The sequence below is a fragment of the uncultured Aquimonas sp. genome (assembly GCF_937888285.1).
GTDB lineage: Bacteria > Pseudomonadota > Gammaproteobacteria > Xanthomonadales > Xanthomonadaceae > Aquimonas.
This window is the reverse complement of sequence record NZ_CALART010000015.1, coordinates 172,916-188,715: the sequence shown is the minus strand read 5'-3', so window position 1 is coordinate 188,715 and position 15,800 is coordinate 172,916. Positions and strand designations below refer to the sequence as shown.

At 70.4% G+C, this 15,800-nt stretch carries 12 protein-coding genes and 1 other RNA gene; 6 read left to right on the top strand and 7 right to left on the bottom strand.

Annotated features, from left to right (window positions below):
* Positions 1 to 334: 334 nt before the first annotated feature.
* The 6 genes from Q0654_RS05410 to Q0654_RS05385 form a co-directional block, all read right to left on the bottom strand.
* Positions 335 to 2,092, bottom strand: a complete 1,758-nt coding sequence (locus Q0654_RS05410; protein ID WP_298851272.1) for a GGDEF domain-containing protein — start codon at positions 2,090 to 2,092, stop codon at positions 335 to 337.
* Between the two features lie 121 nt (positions 2,093 to 2,213).
* Complete coding sequence (locus Q0654_RS05405; protein WP_298851270.1) at positions 2,214 to 2,900, bottom strand: hemerythrin domain-containing protein; 687 nt, start codon at positions 2,898 to 2,900, stop codon at positions 2,214 to 2,216.
* Positions 2,901 to 3,089: 189 nt separating this feature from the next.
* Complete coding sequence (locus Q0654_RS05400) at positions 3,090 to 6,107, bottom strand: two-component regulator propeller domain-containing protein (RefSeq protein WP_298851268.1); 3,018 nt, start codon at positions 6,105 to 6,107, stop codon at positions 3,090 to 3,092.
* 214 nt (positions 6,108 to 6,321) lie between these two features.
* Positions 6,322 to 7,245: a branched-chain amino acid transaminase gene (locus tag Q0654_RS05395; protein WP_298851266.1), complete on the bottom strand. Its 924-nt coding sequence runs from the start codon at positions 7,243 to 7,245 to the stop codon at positions 6,322 to 6,324.
* Positions 7,246 to 7,351: 106 nt separating this feature from the next.
* On the bottom strand, positions 7,352 to 7,720 hold the full coding sequence (locus Q0654_RS05390) for a YraN family protein (protein ID WP_298851264.1): 369 nt from the start codon (positions 7,718 to 7,720) through the stop codon (positions 7,352 to 7,354).
* On the bottom strand, positions 7,698 to 9,485 hold the full coding sequence (locus Q0654_RS05385) for a penicillin-binding protein activator (RefSeq protein ID WP_298851263.1): 1,788 nt from the start codon (positions 9,483 to 9,485) through the stop codon (positions 7,698 to 7,700). Before Q0654_RS05385 ends, Q0654_RS05390 begins: the two co-directional genes overlap by 23 nt.
* 215 nt (positions 9,486 to 9,700) lie before the next feature.
* Here Q0654_RS05385 and rsmI point away from each other — a divergent pair, with 215 nt between their 5' ends.
* Both rsmI and rnpB read left to right on the top strand, forming a co-directional pair.
* Positions 9,701 to 10,549, top strand: coding sequence for a 16S rRNA (cytidine(1402)-2'-O)-methyltransferase (gene rsmI / locus Q0654_RS05380; RefSeq protein WP_298851262.1), 849 nt, complete (start codon positions 9,701 to 9,703; stop codon positions 10,547 to 10,549).
* Positions 10,550 to 10,568: 19 nt separating this feature from the next.
* Positions 10,569 to 10,924, top strand: an RNA gene (gene rnpB / locus Q0654_RS05375) — RNase P RNA component class A.
* 31 nt (positions 10,925 to 10,955) lie between these two features.
* Here the strand turns inward: rnpB and Q0654_RS05370 are convergent.
* The gene (locus Q0654_RS05370) at positions 10,956 to 11,963 is read right to left on the bottom strand and encodes a hypothetical protein (protein ID WP_298851261.1); all 1,008 of its coding nucleotides are present in this window, start codon (positions 11,961 to 11,963) and stop codon (positions 10,956 to 10,958) included.
* 149 nt (positions 11,964 to 12,112) lie between these two features.
* Between Q0654_RS05370 and Q0654_RS05365 the strand changes: the two genes are divergently transcribed.
* From Q0654_RS05365 to sucD, 4 genes are all read left to right on the top strand, one after another.
* Positions 12,113 to 12,328: a DUF2061 domain-containing protein gene (locus Q0654_RS05365; RefSeq protein WP_298851260.1), complete on the top strand. Its 216-nt coding sequence runs from the start codon at positions 12,113 to 12,115 to the stop codon at positions 12,326 to 12,328.
* A gap of 205 nt (positions 12,329 to 12,533) precedes the next feature.
* Complete coding sequence (locus tag Q0654_RS05360) at positions 12,534 to 13,127, top strand: diffusible signal factor-reguated Ax21 faimly protein (protein WP_298851258.1); 594 nt, start codon at positions 12,534 to 12,536, stop codon at positions 13,125 to 13,127.
* 586 nt (positions 13,128 to 13,713) lie between these two features.
* Complete coding sequence (sucC, locus tag Q0654_RS05355; RefSeq protein WP_298851257.1) at positions 13,714 to 14,880, top strand: ADP-forming succinate--CoA ligase subunit beta; 1,167 nt, start codon at positions 13,714 to 13,716, stop codon at positions 14,878 to 14,880.
* Positions 14,881 to 14,900: 20 nt separating this feature from the next.
* Positions 14,901 to 15,776, top strand: coding sequence for a succinate--CoA ligase subunit alpha (gene sucD, locus Q0654_RS05350; RefSeq protein WP_298851255.1), 876 nt, complete (start codon positions 14,901 to 14,903; stop codon positions 15,774 to 15,776).
* Positions 15,777 to 15,800 lie beyond the last annotated feature (24 nt).

Genomic DNA, 15,800 nt, shown 5'->3' with positions numbered 1-15,800 from the left:
TTGAGGGCGCGCCAGCCGATCGAACGGGCGATGCCTGGCCCAGCGTGGCCGGGCGAAGCGAAGGCGTCGCCGCGCAGCGGCCGAAGGCGTCTGGACAGGTGCTGGACTCGCGACCACGGATCAAGGCCAGTAGAGACTCGATCCGTGGTCGCCCGGGGCGCCCGAACAGGCCCTGAAGCGAATCCATGATCCAGGGTGTGTGATGTCCGATCGGACGGCTGGGTTGTGGCGCCCGTCAGATCCAAGGGGCCGGCTCCGGCATCGAGAGGTGCGCTGCGCTTCGTCGTTGCATCCGTCTCGGCGAATCCCGATTCCCGATCCCGGATCTCGACGCTCAGGCCTCCACCACCATCACCCGGTTCTTGCCCGCGTGCTTGGCCGCGTACATGGCCTTGTCCGCGCGGTCGATGACTTCGCTGGGGTGTTCGCCCTGGGCGAAGGCGGTGATGCCGGCGCTGAAGGTGAGCAGCAGCTTCTGCGCGTTGGCGAGGAAGAAGCGGCGGGTCAGTTCGCGCTGCAGGCGCTGGACCACGCTGCTGGCTTCTTCGACGCCGACGCCGGGCAGCAGCAGGACGAATTCCTCGCCGCCGAAGCGCACCACCGAGTCGTTGCCGCGCAGGGTTTCGCGCAGCACGGTGGCGATGTGGCGCAGCACTTCGTCGCCAACCAGATGGCCGTGGCTGTCGTTGATGGCCTTGAAGTTGTCGACGTCGAGCACGACCACGCACAGCTGCGTGCCGAGCCGCTGCATGCGCGCCATTTCGCGCTCCAGCACTTCGTCGAGGCCCTTGCGGTTGAGCGCGCCGGTGAGCGGGTCGAGGCGTACGAGCTGGCTGGTTTCTTCCAGCTCGCGCTGCAGCACCAGCACGCTCTGGTTGGCGGTCTCGACCCTTTCACGCAGCTCGGCGAGGTCGGCCGCCGAGCGGGCGGCGGTCTCGCGGGTCTGTTCGGTGCGGGTCAGCAGCAGGCCGACCACCTCGGCCAGCGCTTCGATGCTGTCGGCTTCGCTGATGCGGGTGGCGCAGTCGCTCAGCACGTCGTGGTAGCTGGAGGTGCTGTCGGTCAGTTCGCCCAGCCGATCGATGAAGCCGGACAGCAGGCTCTTCAGGCGCTGCTGGGCGTCCGAGATCTGCCGCGCCAGGTGGCGCTGCTTTTCGATGACCTTGCGCAGGCGGCGGCCGACTTCCTCCAGCACGCGCACGTCGAGCTGTCCCTGCAGCGACTCGGCCAGCAGGCCGAGCTGGCCGTGCAGCCAGTGGTCCTCGGTGACCAGCAGGCGGATGTTGTCGATGATCAGGCGGAGCAGGTCGATCAGCGCGTCGCGCAGGGCGGCATCGGACTGCGCGGCCAACTCCAGCCCGCGCTGGAAGCGATGCAGCTGCTGGCCGAGGGCCTGCAGGTCGAACTCGCCCTGCGCTTCGCGCAGCTGTTCGGCCAGCATGCGGGCTTCGTGCGCCAGCGCGGGCTGCGGCTCCAGCATCGGCGCGATGCCGTCGCGCAGCAGGCCGGCCAGCAGTTCGTGCAGGCCTTCGGTGGGCGTGTTGGCGGCGGGCTCGCGCGCTTCGGGCGCGCGGCGGCTGCGCCATTCGCGCACCAGCGCATCCATGCGCCGGTGCAGCTGGGCGGATTCCATCGGCTGGGCCAGCAGCTGCAGCAGCTGCAGCTGGCGCAGGCCGCGCTGGGGGCCGGCGCGGTCGGGGTCGAGCTCGCGCAGGGTTTCCAGCAGCACCGAGGCCCAGGGCAGTTCCGCGTCGACGATTTCCAGCAGGCTATGGTTCAAGGCCGAACGCAGTTCGGTCCAGCTGCCCAGGGCGATCGCGCGCTCGCACTGGCGCGCCAGGTTCAGCAGCGAGGGCGTGCCGCGCGGCAGGGCATGTACCAGTGCGCGCAGCGACTCCTCGGGAAACGGCGCGGCGCTCTCTTCGCCGCTGATCTGCTGGTAGGTGCGAGTGTAGTTCTCTGGCGTGGGCGGCAGGCGCAGATGGGCCAGCCGCTTCAGTGTCTCGCGCGCGATGTCTGAAGGCGCCGGACGACCCTCGCCGGGGGCGCGCGTCGGCAGGGCTTGGCCTCGGCTGCTGGAATCATCGGGCATGAGACGGAACTCGAACGCGCAGGGCTGAAATGCTACACCGCATACGCGTGAGTGCGGCGCATGAGGGATGTCCCAGGCGCGATGGCGCGGGTGGACCCGACGCCATGCAAGACCTGCGCCCTCAAGCCGCGACGCGCGCCTCGCCGAGGGCGATGACGAGCTTGGCGCGGTCGCGCGGCGGCAGCAGCGGCAGCAGGCCGCCCAGCAGCGCGGAGAACGCATCGGCAGGCATCTTGCCGCGGATCTCGCCGAGCAGACCGGCGCGCTCGCGAGGACTGAGCGCGCGCACCATCAGGCGCAGGGTGTCTTCCATTTCGCTGGCAGGAATCGACGCCAGCAGGGCTTCGTGCACTTCGACGAGCGCAGCGTCGTCGTAGCCGGACCACAGCCGGGCGTTGTTGTCGCGCTCTTCGATGCGCATGTGCGCGAAGTTCTCGCCGATGAAGTCGGCCAGCGCGTCGTACAGCGCGTCCGCGGCCTGCTGGCGCGCACCGCCGACGCGCTCGCGCACGGCCGTGACCTGTCGCTGCAGCGCATCGATGGCGTGGCGGTGCTCGAGGTGGTCGTGGTGGGTGCGCTCGGCGCCGTTGCGCTGCAGGCGTTCCAGCGCAGGGTGGAGGAAGGCATCCTCGTGCTGCAGATGGCTGCGGCAGGCGCGCAGCAGCTGTTCGACGCGATCAAGACCGGCGTGCAGCTCCGGGCTGTCCTCGCAGTCGAGGCGGCCGACCTCGACCAGGGTTTCGGCCATGAGCAGGCGCAGGGCCTTGTGGATGGGGCGGTAGAGGTCGAGACGCTGGAGTTCGATCATGGCTCTGTCCTTGAGGCGATGGCCCGGGCGCTTGCCTCAGGCCAGGCGCGATCCGGCGCCGCGGCGGTCCGGCGATGCTGTCGGACCTGACTGCTTTTACGAAGCGCGGAATGCGAGCGTGTCAGCGCGTGAGCACGCGGCGGGCTTTCGTTCAGCTGGAGGCGTGCGGCCCATGTGGTGCGGGAATGCTCAGCAGGCGACGCGATTGCGGCCGGACTGCTTGGCCGCGTACAGGGCGGCATCGACCTGCGAGAGCATGCGATCGTAGTCAGCGTGGCCTTCGTGCGAGGCCAGGCCGATGCTCACGGTGATGCGCAGGCCGGCGGCGACCTCGTCGAGCTCCATGCGCTCCAGCCCCGCGCGCACGCGCTCGCAGACCACCAGGGCATCGGACAGGCGGGTGTTCGGCAGCAGCAGGGCGAACTCCTCGCCGCCCCAGCGCGCCACGGTGTCGATCTCGCGGCAGAGCGCGCGCATGCGCGTCGCCACCGCGCGCAGCACGGCGTCGCCGGCGGCGTGCGAGTACTCGTCATTGATCCGCTTGAAGTGGTCAAGATCGACCAGGGCCACGCACAGCGGCTGGTCGGAGCGGCCGGCGCGGGCGAACTCATAGGCCAGCAGCTCGTCGAAGGCGCGACGGTTGGCCAGCCCGGTCAGCGCGTCCTCGCGGGCCTGCCGCTCGAAGGCCTCGGACTGCTCGCGCAGGCGCTCCAGCAGCACGTTCTTTTCGGCATCGGCCTCCTGCAGCCGCTGCGCCTGCAGGCGCAGGTCGACGGTGCGCTGTTCGACCAGCTCGCGCAGGCGGATCTCGTTCTGCTCATGCCGCAGCAGGCGACGCCGCAGCAGGTGGTGGACGCTCGCCGCGAGCAGCGCCGCCAGCAGCAGCCAGGCCCAGGGCCGCTGCCACCAATGCGGGGCGATGCGGAAGTCGATGCGGCCCTCGCGCTCGCTCCACGGCCCGTTCGGATGTGCGGCCTGCACGTGCAGGGCGTAGTCGCCGGGGCCAAGGTTCGTGAACACCGCGCTGCGCTGTTCGCCGCGCTCGATCCAGCCGTGGTCGAAGCCCTCCAGCCGGTAGCGGTAGCGCACCCGCTGCGGCATCACGAAGGCCAGGCCTGCGAAGCCGACTTCGATGCGGCTGGTGCCGGCGGGCAGGTCCACGCGCGGCGCCAGCGGCAGCTGGGCGCCATCGACCAGCAGGGATTCGATCACCACCGGCGGCGCCTGTTCGGCGAAGTCGTCCAGCCGTTCGGGGGCGACGTGGGCCACGCCCAGGGCGGTGGCCACCCACAGGCTGCCGTCGCTGCGGCGCAGCGCCGGCGGGCCGGAGCCGCCGTTGCACTGGGCGCTGGCCATGCCGTCGGATTCGTTGAAGTGCTCGAAGGGCACGGTTTCGGCGCGGCCATCGGCGTAGGCGTGGGCGGCGGCAGCGGGCAGCCGCAGCACGCCGCGGTTGCCGGTCAGCCAGAGGTCGCCGGCGGCGTCTGTCAGCACCGCGAAGAACTTCTCGAAGGGCAGGCCGGCGCCGTGGCCGATCGCCGCCAGCTGGCCGTCGCTGCGGCGCCAGCGCAGCAGGCCGCGATCGGTGGCCAGCCAGAGCACGCCGGCGCGGCTGTCTTCAAGGATCGAGAACACCGACTCGACGGCGCCAGCGCCTGCCAGCGAAAGCGTCTCGGCGCGGCCCTCGCGGATGCGTCCGAGGCCGGTGCCGGTGCCCACCCAGAGCGTGCCCTGCGAATCCTCGAACAGGGCGACGATGTACTCGCCCGGCAGGCCCTCGGTGGTGCCGTAGACGGTCAGGGCATCGCCCTGCCTCAAGGCGAGGCCCTGGGTGGTCCCGATCCACAGCCGACCCGAGCGATCTTCCAGCAGCGCGCGGACTTCGTTCGAGGGCAGGCCCTGCTCGCGTCCGACGCGCTCGACCACGCGCTCGCCTTCGACGCGCAGGGCGCCGCTGTTGTAGCTGCCGATCCAGACGCCGCCCGCCGCGCGGGCCAGGCTCAGCACCGACAGCCCCGAGGCTTCGCCGGGCAGGCGCGGCCAGGCTTCGATGCGATGCCCGTTGATCAGGCTGAGGCCGCGGCTGGTGCCGGCCAGGATGTGTCCATCGGGGAGCTCGAGCACACTGCGCACGAAATCGTCGGCCAGCCCGTGGCGCCGGGTCAGCGTCGAGAACGGGGCCTCGCCCAGCCGCACCAACCCACCGTTGGTGCCGATCCACAGGTTGCCCTCGCGGTCTTCGTACAGCGCCAGCACGCGGTTGTTGGGGAGGCCGCTACCGGTGTCGAGGACGTCGAGGCCGTCCTCGCTGCGCCGGAACAGACCGTGCGAGACCGTGCCGATCCACAGGTTGCCGCGACGATCGACCAGCAGCCGGCTGATCGAGGTGGCCGCGAGCTCGGGCTCGCGCGCGGCGAATGCGAGATCAGGGTCGGCGGCGGCCGCGACCGGCTGCTGCGAGGCGAACAGGCCGTGCTCGGTGCCGACCAGCAGCTGGCCCTGGGCGCCGAGCAGCAGCGACAGCACGCGACGCTCGCCGAGTACGCCGCCGCGGTCCGGGGCGGGCAACAGACGGTCTTCGCTGGCGCGCATCAGCCCGCGCGAGGTGCCGGCCCAGATGCGGCCGAGCGCGTCTTCGGCCAGCGCATAGACGCTGCCGCCGCCCGTCTCGGGCGAGACGACGAAGTGCTGGCGGCGCCCATCGGGGTCGATGCGCATCAGGCCGCCGTTCTCGGTGCCCGCCCACAGTCGCCCCAAGCGATCGCGCAGGACGTCGGTGACGAGTGTCGGTGCGGCGGGCTGGCGCTGCCAGTGGCCGTTGTGCAGGCGCACGATGCTGCCGCGCGAGCCGGCGACCAGCAGGCCGCCATCGGCTTCCAGCGTGAGCGCGCGGACGCCGGAGTCCAGCATGTCGGTGCCGGCATTGCGGTCGAAGTTCTGGAAGCGCAGGCCGCTGTAGCGCACCGCACCTTCCCAGGTGCCCAGCCAGAGATAGCCGTCCGGGGTCTGGGTGATGGCGTTGACCGTGTTGTGCGGCAGGCCTTCGCGGGTGGTCCAGGTTTCCTGGTAGTACTGGTCCAGCGGCAGCGCCGCGGCTGCTGTCTGCACCCACAGCAGGAGCGCCAGCAGGCACAGCCAGACGCCCGCGCGGGCGTCGCCCGAAGGCTCGGGCTCAGGTCGGCTGCGGCGGCGAACGGCTGCGGTCAATCGGGAAGTCGGCGGCGCGGGAGTCCGCACATCATGCAAGTCCTGCACCGTTCGCGGGGGCGCCGGCGATCACGCTGTCGGGGTGCTGTCCGCGACTGGCGCTGCGAGACATAGGGCGGCGGAGATCAGGCCGTGCCAGGCGCCGCAGGTCGGCGCCCGGCTCGGGATCGGCAAGTGCCCGCGCGGGGCGCTTGCCGCGGACCTGCAGCAGGGCTCAGCCGACCGCTTCCAGCCAGCCGTGGCGGTCCGGGGTGCGGCCGTTGAACAGGCCGAAGAAGAGCTCCTGGATGCGCGCGGTGACCGGGCCGGGCTTGCCGCTGCCCACCGGCTTGCCGTCGACGCTGCGGATCGGCGTGATCTCGGCGGCGGTGCCGCACATGAACAGCTCGTCGCAGAGGTAGAGATACTCGCGCGGCATGTCGCGCTCGACCACCTCGATGCCGTGCTCGCGGGCCAGAGTCATGATGCTGTGGCGGGTGATGCCGTTGAGGATCGCCGCCGAAGCCGGCGTCGTGTGCAGGGCGCCGTTGAACACCAGGAACAGGTTCTCGCCCGCGCCCTCGCTGAGCAGGCCGGTCGAGGCCAAGGCGATGCCCTCGCCGAAGCCCAAGCGCCGCGCTTCGCGCGCGATCAGCTGACCCGACAGGTAGTTGCCGCCGGCCTTGGCGCCGGTCGGGATGGTGTTCGGCGCCATCCTCTGCCAGCTCGACACGCAGGCGTCGATGCCCTGCTCCAGCACGCCGGCGCCGAGGTAGGCGCCCATGTTCCAGGCGGCCACGGCGACATCGGTGGGGCAGTCGGCCGAGAGGCCGAAGCCGCCCAGGCCACGATAGGCCACCGGCCGCAGATAGCCCTTGCCGAGGCCGTTGCGCTTCAGCACCTCGCGGCAGGCATGCGCCAGCGTGGCGAGGTCGTAGGGCATGGGGATGTCGTAGATCTTGGCCGAGTGGAACAGCCGCACCAGATGGTCGTTGAGGCGGAAGATCGCCGGGCCGTTCGGGGTTTCGTAGCTGCGGATGCCCTCGAACACGGACGATCCGTAGTGCAGGGCATGCGCCATCACGTGCGTGGTGGCCTCGGCCCAGGGCTTGATCGCGCCGTTCTGCCAGATGAATTCGGGGTACTGCGGAGTGCTCATGGGCGCGCGTTTCGAGCTTGAGATGGGCCCCGGATGATGCGCGAGCGCTCAGCGGCGGGGCAAGGCGACAAAGGTCATCGCGGAGCGTTCGTCGGAAGCGCAGTGCTCAGGCCGATTCGAGCACGTGCTGCAGCCAGTGCAGGCGCTCGCCCGCGCCTTGGCCCTCGATGGCGACCACGTCGAAGCGGCAGGGGCGCTTGGCCAGCGCGGGATTCGCCGCGAGATAGGCCTGCGCGGCCTGCCACAGGCGCTGGCGCTTGGCCGCGCCGATCGAGGCCAAGGCACCGCCGTGGCTTGCGCTGCGCCGGTAGCGCACTTCGACGAAGACCAGCATCTCGCCGGCCTCCATCACCAGGTCGAGTTCGCCGAAGCGGTAGCGCACGTTGGCGGCGCGGAAGCGCAGGCCCTGCGCTTCCAGGTGCGCGCGCGCCTGCGCTTCGCGGCGCGGGCCCTCAGCGGAGGGCAGCGCCGCCATCGAGCTGCATTCCGGTCTCTTCACTGGGGATCAGCTGGGCGCGCGCACCGCGAAAACGGCCCCAGCCGGGGCGCCGCTGGACCTGGCCGAATTCGTCGAGGCTGAGGCTGCCGCTGGCGCCTTCGATCGACGTGCCGGGCAGGCGGCTCAGCGCAGGCAGGGCGGCCAGCACGCGGTAGGCATCGAGGCCAAAGGCGAACAGGCGCGCCGAGGCGCCCTGCGCCGTGCTCAGCGCGCGGGACTCGTCCTGCGAGGGCAGGCCGGGTCCGCTGGCGCCGAGCAGCCAGGGCAGTTCGGTGAACTCGATGCCGTCGAAATCGCGGTCGGGTCGGGCATTGCCGTCGGCGCCGCGGATCTGCGAGCTGGCCAGCAGCGGGCGATCGAAGATGCCGGCGGCACGCAGCTGCGGCACCAGCAGGCGGGCCTGCTCGAAGCGCACGGCGAGGTAGATCGCATCGACATCGATCTGCACGGCGCCGGAGCGGTCGAGCGTGGTGGCCGCGGGGTCCGGCGCGCGCTGGCCCGCGGCGGCGATGGCACGGCGTATCTCGGCCGAGTAGTTCGGGCTGCCCTCCGGGGGCACGATCTCGGTCAGCACGCTGCCGCCGCCGCGGGCGAAGGTCGGGCCCAGAGCGGACAGCACGCGGCGCGCATGCTCGTCGCCGCCGTTGGCGACGATGACGCGCCGGTAACCCAGGGCGAGCATGCGCTCGGCCGCGGCGACGCCTTCGTCTTCCGGGCTCAGCGCGAAGCTCTGGCTGCCGGGCGGCGGGGTCACCGTGCCGCGGTTCAAGGCCAGCACCGGCGTCTGCAGCGTGCCCATCTCGAACAGCGCGCCGATCGCCTCGCGCGACAGCGGGCCGACGATGCGCTCGGCGCCGTCGGCGCTGGCGTCGCGGAAGGCCTGCAGGTTCTGCTCGACGCTGTCGCCGGCGTCGTACAGCACCACTTCGGGACGCTGTTCGCCGGCATCGGCGTAGTACGCCGCCATGAAGCCATCGCGCACCGCTTCGCCGGCGGCGGCCAGCGGGCCGCTGCGCGGCAGCAGCAGGGCAACGCGATTGGCGCGGGCGCCGCCGACGCCGCCGGTGCGGCCGGCCGAGCTGGGCATCGCCAGGCCCAGCGAGCGCAGCTGGCGCGCCGCGTGGTCGTAGAGCGGGTCGCTGCGGCCCAGCCCGGCGCTGGCGCGCTGCAGGTCGGCCGGGCGCATCTGTCCCAGCAGTGAGGCGATCGCCTGCGCGTTCTCCTCGCGCTCGCCGGCCGGCAGCCAGGCTTCCAGCGCTGCCCGTTCGCGCGCGGCCTCGAAGGGCCGGTCGAGGCCTGCGTAGGCCTGTGCGCGCAGGAAGTAGACGCGGTCGCGCTGCGCCTCCGGCACGGCCTCGATCGGCTGGCCCAGCACGTCCAGCGCGCGCTGCGGCTCGCGGTCGGCCAGCGCGAGCTCGGCGCGCAGCAGGTTGAGGCGCAGCAGGCCGTCGGCATCCAGGCGACGCTCGCCGATCATCGGCACCAGCGGGCGCGCTTCCTCGATCCGGCCATCCTCGCGCCAGGCCTCGGCCGCGCGCAGGGTCAGCAGATCGCGCTGCGCGCGCGAGCGTTTGGCCGCATCCAGAAAGGCCTGCGCCGCCATCGGGAAGTCGCCCTCGGCGTACAGGCGCTCGGCCATCTCCTGCTCGGGCGAGGTCGAGGCGCGGGTCGGCATGCTGTCGCAGCCGCTCAGGGCGGTGGCGATCAGCAGGGCGCAGAACAGGGGGCGCAGGCGGCGCATGGGCGGGGACTCGGCGACAGACTCGGAATGCGGAGTGTAAGAGCGGGAATTGGGGAGTGGGGATTCGGGATTCAGGAATCGGCCGCCTTCTGCGCCCCGGCAGATCGTCTCCGAGCGGTGCAGGCGGGCGCAGCGGTTAGCATGGTGGCCCCTCGCAGCGCGGCCTTGAGCCTGCCGCCGCGCCCTCGAATCCCCAATCCCGAATCCCCAATCCCGTGCTCCCAACCGGCTGCCTCCACGTTGTCGCCACGCCCATCGGCAACCTCGACGACCTCTCGCCGCGCGCGCAGAAGGTGCTGGCCGAGGCCGACCTGGTCTGCGCCGAGGACACCCGCCACACGCAGCAGCTGCTGGCGGCGAAGGGGCTGAAGCGTCCCCTGCTGGCCCTGCACGAGCACAACGAGTCGGCCCAGGTCGAGGCGGTGCTGGCGCGCCTGCGCGCGGGCGAGCAGATCGCCCTGGTGTCGGATGCCGGCACGCCCTTGATCAGCGATCCCGGTTTCCGCCTGGTCTGCGCCGCGCGTGCGGCCGGCCTGAAAGTGAGCCCGGTACCGGGCCCGTGCGCGGCCATCGCCGCGCTGTCGGTGGCGGGCCTGCCGTCCGATCGCTTCGCCTTCGAGGGCTTCCTGCCGGCGAAGTCCGGTGCGCGCCGCGAGCGTCTGCAGGCACTGCTGGGCGAGCCGCGCACGCTCGTGTTCTACGAGTCCAGCCACCGCATGCTCGATTGTCTTGAGGACGCCGCCGCGGTGTTCGGCGAAGCGCGCCGAGCGGTGGTCGCACGCGAGCTGACCAAGCTGTTCGAGACCGTGCTCGACGGCCGCTTGCCGCAGCTCGTCGAGGTGCTGCGGGCCGATCCCAACCAGCAGCGCGGCGAGTTCGTGCTGATGATCGAAGGCGCGCCCGAAGACAGCGACGCCGCCCTGCGCGAGGGTCAGCGCATCTTCGCCGTGCTGCGCGAGCATCTGCCGGCGTCGAAGGCGGCCAAGCTCGCGGCCGAGCTCTCGGGCGCGTCGCGCAAGGCGCTGTACGCGGCCGGGCAGGATTCAGCGGCCGCCGAGCTTTAGCGCGTACACTGCGCGCCGCGAAGTTGGCCGGATCGTCGCGAGGGTGCTTGCCACCTTCGAGGAAAGTCCGGGCTCCACAGGGCGGGATGCCAGGTAACGCCTGGGCGGCGCGAGCCGACGGAAAGTGCAACAGAGAACAGACCGCCGAACGGTGTCGCAAGACATGCGTGGTAAGGGTGAAACGGTGCGGTAAGAGCGCACCGCGGACCTGGCAACAGGGACGGCACGGCAAACCCCATCCGGAGCAAGACCAAATAGGAAGGCGTTGGCGCGGCCCGCGTTGCCTTCGGGTAGGTTGCTTGAGCCCTGCGGCGACGCAGGGCCTAGAGGAATGACGGTCCTCGACAGAACCCGGCTTACAGGCCGACTTCGCCCCTTTCGAGCTCGACCGGCCGGCGCAGAGTCCTCATGCGTCGGCCGGCGGCGCATCTTCCGCGCGAACCAGTTCAAAGCCGGGATCGCTGCCCAGCCGATAGCGGCAGGCGAAGCGCTCGCCGCCGCGCAGCGCGCCCAGCGCGTGCAGTACCAGCGGATGGGTCAGCCCCGAGTCGTAGTCCGCCAGCACATCGACCTCGCTCGCTTCGATGCGCGTGCGCAGGATCAGCGACAGGCCCTGCGGGATCGCGCGCGGAATCACCACGTCCGGGCAGTCGATGCGGCCATTGGCGAGGCGCGCGGCCAGATCAGGCAGGCTGCGCTGCGAGAGCTGCACAAGTTCGCCCAGCTCGATCCGCAGGCGCTCGGCATCGGGCTCGAATTCGCGCGCGATGTCCGCCAGCGCCGCGCTGACCCGGATGCGCGCCGGTACCAGGGCGACGTCCGGCGCGCACTGCGGCAGCAGGTTCATCAGCACGGCCAGCTGCGGCTCATGCGCCAGCGCGCGCTGCATCAGCTCGGCGAGCAGCAGATCGACACGCGGGCCGCGCGGCAGCCGCAGCTGTGCGGCATCTCCGCGCAGGCTGGGCAGCAGGCGATCGGCCACGCCGGCGGCATCGCACAGCGCTTCGGCGCAGCGCAGCGACTGCGCGTGTACGTCCAGCAGGCAGACCCGCAGGCGTTCGGCCGGGTAGCGCGCCAGCAGCGGCAGGATCAGGGTGGCGAAGGGCCCGCAGCCGGCGTACAGCAGGCAGATTGGGCCCGGCTTCTGCTGCAGGCGCGCGCGGATCGCTGCATCGACCGCGCGCAGCAGCACCGTCGTGCGTCGGTGGTCGAGCAGGCAGCGAGCCGCCTCCAGCGAGGACAGCGCCTTGCCGCAGGCCAGTGCGCTGGACTGCTCGTCCAGCCCGCCGCTGAGCGCTGCGCAGACCTCGAACAGCGCCGCGCAACTCAGGTCCAGCGCCTGCGGCGTCGCTCTGCGGTCCAGCAGGGTTTCAGCGGCGCTCTGCAGGCTGGCGGCGAATTCGATGCTGGACATGCGGGGGAGGTGGGAGGCTGGGCCTGCATCCTGCCCCAGCAAGCAGCCGCCATCGATAGCGGGCGGCCATCGCCGCCGTGGGCAGAAGCGATTGGACCCGCTTGGCGGCCCGGCTTCCAATGCAGGCCGTCCCATTCGGAGCATCGAGCATGGCCAAGACTGCCAGCTTCGCCCTCGTCCACTTCAGTGTGGCTTTCAGTGTCGGCTACGCATTGACCGGCGATGTCCGCGTTGGTGGAGTCCTGGCCCTGGTCGAGCCGCTACTGAACACCGTGGCCTACCATTTCCACGAGCGGGTCTGGAAGCGCATCGAGCGGCGCCGCGAAGTTCCGCCGCCGCTGCTGCGCGCGCAGGGCTCGGTTTAGGTCACTGAATCGCATGTGATCGAAGAAGTGGCGTTCGCCACCTTGTTCAGCGGATCGTCAATCGCCGCTGCCAAGACTCCGCACCGCTGCCCCGAACGGACCGCCTGGCAAGACAGCGAACAGCGGTCCGTGCAGCGCCCGGAATGAATCCGGGCCGCCTCTGTTCGATCGGAGGCGGAAACGCCACTCACACGGAGGTTCACCCATGACGCGTTCCCTCATCGCCCTCGGCCTGCTGGCCACCCTGCCCTTCGCCGCCAGCGCCAGCGATCTGTCCTACAACTACGTGGAAGGCGGCTACACCCGCATCAACGGCGCTGGCGCCGAGATCGATGGTGCCGCGCTCAACGGCTCGATCGCCCTGGGCTCGCGCTTCCATGTGTTCGGTGGCTACGAAGCGACCGACATCAAGGCCACCGGTGTGGTCCTCGGTACCGGCGAGACCTTCCGCACGAATGTGGACCTCGATCGCTGGAACCTGGGCTTCGGCTACAACCACAGCCTGAGTCAGAGCACCGATCTGGTGGCCCGCGTGGGCCACGCGCGCTCGGACTTCGAAGGGCTGTCGCACACCTTCAAGTCGTACTTCACCGAAGTGGGCGCGCGCAGCCAGCTGATGCCGAATCTCGAAGGCTATCTGTACGCCGGTTACGAGCGCACCGAGGGCACCGGAAGCGGCGACTACTACGGCCGCCTCGGCGGTCAGTACAACTTCAACAAGAGCTGGGGCCTGGTGGCCGACGCCAAGTTCGGCAGTGGTGCGGAGCAGTATTTCTTCGGCCCGCGCTTCAGCTTCTAAGCTTCCAGCCACACCGCTGCACCCGACGCCCGGCCCTGAGCCGGGCGTCGTCGTTTGGGGCTGCCCTGGCAGAGCGACGCTCGGCCCTGGCCCACCACGGGCTTCATCCTCATCCGCATAGGGTGGGCCCTGGCCCACCACGAGCTTCGCTCTCGCCCCGGTCATGTCCGGGCGCGCACGTTTGCCCCGGTCGCGAGGGCTCCGAGGGGCGTCCCGGAGTTCAAGGCCCGCCGCGGCGGTGGCATGCCGGACCGGGGCGAGGATGATGCCCCCGGTGGGCCGGGGCCCACCCTATGACGTATCGACACGGTGGGGCGGGGCCCGCCGTATGCCGTATCGAAACGGTGGGTCAGGGTTCCCCGTGCGGCCCTGAAGCGGGCTTCCCGGCGCTGCATGCGGGGCGCCATCCCGCGTCGAACTGCGCGTTACGGGCCGTCGTCGGAATCCCTCCGACCATGGTTTGCTTGGCATCGGCAGCCTGAACGGCGACAATGCCCCGCTGACTCGCGCCGGTTGCCCTACGGTGCGTCGCCCCTTCCGGCGCCGGATCCTGCGCGCCGGGCCCTCCCCCGAAGCCAGGTGCAGCATGAACTTCCACGAGTATCAGGCCAAAGAGCTGTTCGCCGAATTCGGCATCGCCGTCCCCGCTGGCTATATCGCCCGCACCCCCGAAGAAGCCGTCGATGCCGCCAAGAAGCTGGGCGGCGACCACTGGGTGGTGAAGGCGCAGATCCACGCCGGCGGCCGCGGCAAGGCCGGTGGCGTCAAGCTGGTCAAGACCTACGACGACGTCCGCGAAGCCGCCAAGGAGATGCTCGGCACGCGCATGGAAACCTACCAGTCGGGCGGCGTCGCCCTGCCGGTGGACACCGTGCTGATCACCGAAGCGACCGACATCGCCAAGGAGCTCTACCTCTCCGTGCTGGTGGACCGCGGCGCCAAGGCCATCACCTTCATCGCCTCCTCCGAGGGCGGCGTGGAAATCGAGAAGGTCGCGGAAGAAACCCCGGAAGCGATCCAGACCCTGATCGTCAACTTCGTCGAAGGCGTGCAGCCCTACCACTGCCGCAAGCTCGGCTTCGCGCTGGGCCTGAACCCCAAGCAGGTCGGCCAGCTGACCAAGCTGATGCTGGGCCTGTACAAACTGTTCAACGAGCGCGACCTGTCGCTGGTCGAGCTGAACCCGCTGGCCATCGACACTAAGGGCGACCTGGTCGCGCTCGACGGCAAGGTCAACTCGGATGACAACGCCAGCTTCCGTCAGCCCAAGCTGGTGGCGATGCGCGACATCCGCCAGGAAGATGAAACCGAGGTGCTGGCCAGCAAGTACGACCTGAACTACGTGACCATGGACGGCAACATCGCCTGCATGGTCAACGGTGCGGGCCTGGCCATGGCGACCATGGACGTGATCAAGCTGGCGGGCGGCGAGCCGGCCAACTTCCTCGACGTCGGCGGCGGCGCCACCAAGGAGCGCGTCACCGAGGCCTTCAAGCTGATCCTGTCCTCGCCCAAGGTCGAGGCCATCCTGGTCAACATCTTCGGCGGCATCGTCCGCTGCGACATGATCGCCGAGGGCATCATCGCCGCGGTGAAGGAAGTCGGCGTCAAGATCCCGGTCATCGTGCGCCTGGAAGGCACCAACGTGGAGAAGGGCAAGGAGCTGCTGCGCAACTCCGGCCTCGCCATCATCCCGGCCGATGACATCAACGACGGCGCCAAGAAGTCCGTCGCCGCCGTCGCCGCCGCCTGAGCCTGAAGGACAACCCACCCATGAGCGTTTTGGTCAACAAGAACACCAAGGTCATCGTCCAGGGCTTCACCGGCCAGCAGGGCACCTTCCACGCCGAGCAGATGCTCGACTACGGCACCAAGGTCGTCGGCGGCGTCACCCCGGGCAAGGGCGGCACCACCCACATCGGTCTGCCGGTCTTCAACACCGTGCGTGAGGCCGTTGACGAGACCGGCGCCGACGCGTCGGTCATCTACGTGCCGCCGCCGTTCGCGGCCGATGCCATCCTCGAGGCGGCCGACGCCGGCATCCGCGTCATCGTCTGCATCACCGAGGGCATCCCGGTGCTCGACATGCTGCGCGTGAAGAACACCCTGGCCGGCTACGACGACGTCGTGCTGATTGGCCCGAACTGCCCCGGCGTGATCACCCCGGGCGAGTGCAAGATCGGCATCATGCCCGGCCACATCCACAAGCCCGGCAAGGTCGGTATCGTCAGCCGTTCCGGCACCTTGACCTATGAAGCCGTCAAGCAGACGACCGACGTGGGCCTGGGCCAGTCGACCTGCATCGGCATCGGCGGTGACCCGATCAACGGCACCAACTTCATCGATGCGCTCAAGCTGTTCCAGGACGACCCGCAGACCGAGGGCATCATCATGGTCGGCGAGATCGGCGGCAGCGCCGAGGAAGAAGCCGCCGAGTTCATCAAGAGCTATGTCACCAAGCCGGTAGTCGGCTTCATCGCCGGCGCCTCGGCCCCGGCCGGCAAGCGCATGGGCCACGCCGGCGCGATCGCCTCGGGCGGCAAGGGCACCGCGGCCGGCAAGTTCGCCGCACTGGAAGCGGCTGGCGTCAAGACCGTGCGCAGCCCGGCTGATCTGGGCAAGGCGCTGTTCGAGCTGATGAACAAGTAAGCGCGGGTTTCAGCACGTTTGCAT